General features: G+C 64.7%; 6 protein-coding genes. 4 read left to right on the forward strand and 2 right to left on the reverse strand.

Annotated features, from left to right (window positions below):
* A partial coding sequence (locus WAN02_RS10080; RefSeq protein ID WP_422264013.1) for a DMT family transporter occupies nucleotides 1–818 on the reverse strand: 818 nt, incomplete at its 3' end.
* 174 nt (nucleotides 819–992) lie between these two features.
* Between WAN02_RS10080 and WAN02_RS10085 the strand changes: the two genes are divergently transcribed.
* From WAN02_RS10085 to WAN02_RS10100, 4 genes are all read left to right on the forward strand, one after another.
* A complete protein-coding gene (locus WAN02_RS10085; protein ID WP_422264014.1) occupies nucleotides 993–1,142 on the forward strand; it encodes a hypothetical protein in 150 nt (49 codons plus the stop codon).
* 178 nt (nucleotides 1,143–1,320) lie between these two features.
* The gene (locus tag WAN02_RS10090; protein WP_422264015.1) at nucleotides 1,321–2,394 is read left to right on the forward strand and encodes a sulfite oxidase; all 1,074 of its coding nucleotides are present in this window, start codon (nucleotides 1,321–1,323) and stop codon (nucleotides 2,392–2,394) included.
* Nucleotides 2,395–2,401: 7 nt separating this feature from the next.
* On the forward strand, nucleotides 2,402–2,719 hold the full coding sequence (locus tag WAN02_RS10095) for a helix-turn-helix domain-containing protein (RefSeq protein ID WP_422264016.1): 318 nt from the start codon (nucleotides 2,402–2,404) through the stop codon (nucleotides 2,717–2,719).
* A 228-nt stretch (nucleotides 2,720–2,947) separates the two neighbouring features.
* Nucleotides 2,948–4,480 carry a DUF2252 family protein gene (locus tag WAN02_RS10100; RefSeq protein WP_422264017.1) on the forward strand — a complete coding sequence of 511 codons (1,533 nt, stop codon included), beginning with the start codon at nucleotides 2,948–2,950 and terminating at the stop codon, nucleotides 4,478–4,480.
* Between the two features lie 4 nt (nucleotides 4,481–4,484).
* Here WAN02_RS10100 and WAN02_RS10105 read toward each other — a convergent pair.
* Nucleotides 4,485–4,896 (reverse strand): dihydrofolate reductase family protein (locus WAN02_RS10105; protein WP_422264018.1); only part of this gene is annotated, 412 nt, incomplete at its 5' end.

A 4,896-nucleotide genomic window follows, 5' to 3' on the forward strand; every position in this document is an offset into this window, starting at 1 on the left:
GTTGTGGTGAGTAGCACCACTCCGACTATCAGGGCGGCGAACCCGGCGGCACCGGCCGCGAGGATGGCTTTGTCGTCGGTGAAGTACTCGGCAAACAGCCAGACGCTGATCCAGATGCTCACGATGGGGTTGAGAACGACCATGATGGGTTGGGAGACTGTCAGCGGCCCGACGTGCAGGGCTGCCTGAATGCGGATCGCGCTTGCTATGGCCGAGACGGCGAGTGCGTAGACCGGCCAGCTGGTGAACACCGATGCCGGACCGTCGAGAGCCAACGATTCCACTGTGGTTTTGACGAAGGTGGCGGCGAGCGCGCCTGAGATCGCGGCGCTGGCTGCGTAGAGTGCGGCGCGGCGGACCGGTGAGCCTCGGGCCGCGAGGAGGGTCATGACGACGGTGGCTCCGCCGAAGACGCTGATCGTTCCGATCCAGGCGTGCGGCGTCGGTGTGGGGTTGCCACCTCGGGGCTGGGCGGCGAGGAGGAAGACGGTCAGGCCCGCGCAGGTCAGTGCCGCGGATGCCCACGTCGCAGTGCGGATGGATTGGCGCAACCACAGCCTGCGAAGGACAAGGACGAAGACGAGCTCGGTGACAAGAAGAGGCTGAACCACCGACAGTCGTCCGCTGCGCAAGGCGGCTGCTTGCAGGACGAACGCCGCGATCGCCGCGACGAGACCGATCAGCCACAACCGTTGCCGGATCAGGTATTTGGCGAGGCGCCACCACGAACCGCTCGGCCCAGTCCGGCTCGATACTCGCTGCGTCAGCGCGTTCACGGCACCGCTGATGGCTGATGCCAGCGCAAGGATGATGGTCATGGAGCTGCCTCAAACACCACCGAAGCATCTCTTATGGCTCGCCTCGTCATCGACGCTTTGGTCAACGCTAGTTGCTCCCTTCACGTCGACGGTCGGTGAGGAAAGTTGTCGCGCGTCGGCTCGCATTCGTCGGATCCGGGTTCGGTTCTGTGCTAACGAACTCCCGGAAGTGACGTGAACACACGGTGCTGGGAATCGCCGGCATCATGCGGCAACACCTACGGCTGGGTGTACCTCATCGTCGGGAACATCGGGATCGGCGTCTTCGTCATCTGGGCACTCGCCGTCTACGGCGGGCGAAGCGCGACGGACGGCGCGGTCTAGTCCACTTGTGCGGCTAGGACGTGCCTCGGCCGCTGGGGCTGCGTTCGTTCGTAGTACGCACCCCGGTAATGGTTCGGCCATGCCTATGCACGAGGATTCAAGCGCGAAGCGCAGTTCCTTCGTGTCGATGGGGCGTCTTGGTTCACAACCGATCGGGAGCGGGGCTGAGGTTATGACGGTGGACAATGATCTTGAGGTGACCCGCGCGGCATTGGACATGATCAAGCCGGCTCCGTTCAACGCGCAGGCCCCGCCTGAGGCGTTAGTGGGTGACCTCACTCCGACCGATCTTCACTATGTCCGCAGCAACTTCGCGTTGCCCGCCCATGATGGCCGGTTGGAGATTGGCGGGGCAGTAGGCAACCCTAAGACTCTGACGCTCGAAGATTTGCGAGCGTTGCCGGCTCACGACCAGGCGGTCACGTTGGAGTGCGCGGGCAACGGTCGGCTGGAGATGAGGCCGCTACCGACTGGGGAGCCGTGGGGTGACTACGCGGTGTCGACGGCCCGGTGGACCGGTGCCTTGCTGCATGACGTACTCGCGCTGGTCGAGCCTGCGGCCGAGGGTGTCGATGTGCGGTTCTCAGGTGCCGATCATGGCTCATATCACCTGCAGGCGATCCTGCCGGACTCAGATCAGGACGATCTCACCTTCGTCCGGGCATTGCCGCTCTCGGAGGCAGCCGACCCGACTTCGGCGATCCTGATCGCCTATGAGATGAACGGTGAGCCGCTACGACCTGACCACGGCGCCCCGTTCCGGCTGATCACCCCGCACTGGTATGCCGTCGCCTCGGTGAAGTGGCTGAAACGCATCGACGTGCTCACCGAGCCGTTCGAGGGCGAGTTCCAGACCGGTCACTACATCTACCAGTGGGCCGACCGCCCGCACGAGCGCGTGACCCTGATGCGGGTACGCGCCCGGATCACCGACCCGGCGCCCGACGCCGTTCTCCCGCTCGGGCCCTATACGGTGCGGGGGAAGGCGTGGTCAGGCACCGGACCTATCACGCAGGTGGACGTAAGCCTCACCGGTGAAGGTGACTGGTACCCGGCGCAGCTTGAGGACCCAAAGGGCCCATATCAGTGGCAGGACTGGTCATTCGTCTGGGACAGCAACGACGTCGGCCGCCACACCCTGCGCGCCCGAGCGACCGACGCCGCCGGGAACGTCCAGCCCGATATCCCGATCTGGAACCGGCTCGGCTACGGGAACAACGCGATCGAACTTCTGTCCGTCGACCGGCACTGACCGAGAGATGGACAACCGGGACGAGTTACGGGAGTTGCTCGTCTCACGGCGCAGCCAGATTTCCCCAGAGCAGGTCGGGTTGCCCCAGTACGGAACACGACGAGTGCCCGGCTTGCGCCGTGAGGAGATGGCGAACCTAGCCGGGATGAGCGTCGAGTACTACACGAAGATCGAACGCGGATACGCACAAGGCGCCTCCCACCACGTGTTCGACGCTCTAGCCCGAGCGCTCAGCCTCGACGACGCAGAACGCACGCACCTGTTTGATCTCGTCCGCACCTCCGGCGCCACAACGTCACCGCGACCACGCCGAGGAGCGCTCTGAGCCCGGGCATGACCGGCAGGCCGCGCACAACGACGGACACGTGGGCCGACCGCGGGACCGGAGGTCATCCTGTTCGGGTGATGTTCGTTGGTCATGGGCGCCACACGATGAGGCGGTCATCAGCGCACGAGACGGCGCGCCACCGTTGTGCGCCCTCAACATGGCACGTTGACTGGGCTCGCGATGAGGCGCTGGGTCGCATAGCGATCGGTACCGGAGGTGGGTTGGATGGCCACGGAGAAGGTTGCGCACCCCAGTATCGAGGAACGTCGGGCCAGGGGCCTGCAGGCGCGGAACCGGGCCCGGCTGTCGAGTCATGCGAAGTGGCAGCCGGCCGTGGATCGCCCGGATCCGGTTGCCCTGCTGGTGGAGCAGGACGCCGATCGTGAGCAGGACTTGGTGCCGGTGCGGCATGGCCGGATGATGGTCTCGCCGTTCACCTTCTACCGGGGTGCGGCGAAGATCATGGCGGCGGACCTGAAGGACACCCCGGTCGCTGGCCTAGACGCGCAGCTGTGTGGTGATGCGCATCTGTCGAACTTCGGCTTGTTCGCCTCGCCGGAGCGGATTCTGATGTTCGATGTGAACGACTTCGATGAGACGTTGCCGGGGCCGTTCGAGTACGACGTAAAGCGGATGGCGGCGAGCTTCACGATCGCTGCGCGCAACAACGGGTTCACCAAGGCGGATGCGCAGGCAGCGACGCTCGCCTCGGTGCGCGCTTACCGGGAGGCGATGGCTGGTTTCGCGCAGATGCGGACGATGGACATCTGGTACGCGCACCTGGATGAGAAGGAGCTCGTGGCCGGGATCCGCGACTCGGTTGCCGGAGCGGTGAAAAAGGAGGACGCGGCGAAGGCGCGCGAGAAGGCCGATAAGCGCGCGAAGGCGCCGAAGCGGCAAGAGAAGCGGGCCGCGAAGCTGGAGAAGGCCGATAGGGAGCAGGCGAAGGCGGCGAAGCGGGCCGGCAAGTTGGCAGCGGGGATTGCCGCGAAGGCTCGCACTCGCGACAGCCTGCAAGCCTTGTCCAAGCTGTGTGAGGTCGACGGTGGTACCTACCGGATCGTCAGTCAGCCGCCGATCATCGTCCCCTCTCGAGACTTGGCGGCGACGTACGGTCTGTCCCCCGACGAGGTGATGCCGGTGATCCACGACCGGTTCCGCGAATATCGGGCCACTTTGCAAGACGACCGGCGTCATCTGCTGGAGCAGTTCGAGATCGTCGATGTGGCGCGCAAGGTGGTTGGCGTTGGCAGTGTCGGCACCCGCGCGTTCATCGTGTTGCTGCAAGGACGTGACGCGCAAGATCCGCTGTTCCTGCAGATCAAAGAGGCGACCGCGTCAGTGCTCGAGGCTCACCTTCCACCGAGCCGCTACCGCCAACACGGTGAGCGGGTGGTGCAGGGGCAGCGGATGATGCAGGCGGCTAGTGACATCTACCTCGGCTGGACCAAGGGAATGGACGCGCGCCGCAACTTCTACTGGCGCCAGCTCCGCGATATGAAGGGCTCGGCAGACCCAGAGCTGATGAGACCGGTCGGACTCAATTTCTACGCAAACTCCTGCGGATGGACGCTCGCGCGGGCTCACGCCCGGTCCGGAGACCCCGTCGCGATCGCCGAGTATCTGGGCCGGACGGATGCCTTCGACAAATCGATCAACGACTTCTCGGAACGGTACGCCGACCAGAACGAACGGGACTACCAGCAGTTTCTGACCGCAATCCGATCTGGCCAGCTCGAAGCGGTTGAGGGCGTCTAAAGATCTACTGTGCTTCGACTACGCGGTAGGTCAGGTGGGTGAGGCCATCGCCGATGGTGTTGAGGTGGATGAGGCGAAGTGGCGTGCTACTGCCGGTCTCGCCGAAAAGGCGCTTGCCTGCACCGAGCAGGACGGGGAAGACAACGAGGCGCAGTTCGTCGACGAGGTCGTGCTCGAGCAGGGTTTGCACGAGCTGGTAGCTGGCGTAGACGAGGATCTCGCCGTTGATCTGCTGCTTGAGTGTGGCGACCTCGTCGGCGACGTCTCCGCGGATGAGTGTCGAGTTGGACCACATCGGGCGGTTCAAGGTGGTGGATGCAACGTACTTGGGCATGCTGTTCAACTTCTCAGCCCATTCCCCGCTGCGGGTCTGCCAGCGGGTGGCGAACCACTCGTCGCTGCACCGCCCCAGCAGG

The sequence above is a fragment of the Mycobacterium sp. genome (assembly GCF_049281135.1).
Classification (GTDB): domain Bacteria; phylum Actinomycetota; class Actinomycetes; order Mycobacteriales; family Mycobacteriaceae; genus Mycobacterium.

Coding starts and splice junctions, on each gene's coding strand:
- WAN02_RS10095 (WP_422264016.1), top strand. CDS start 2,402: ATGGACAACCGGGACGAGTTACGGGAGTTGCTCGTCTCACGGCGCAGC.
- WAN02_RS10100 (WP_422264017.1), top strand. CDS start 2,948: ATGGCCACGGAGAAGGTTGCGCACCCCAGTATCGAGGAACGTCGGGCC.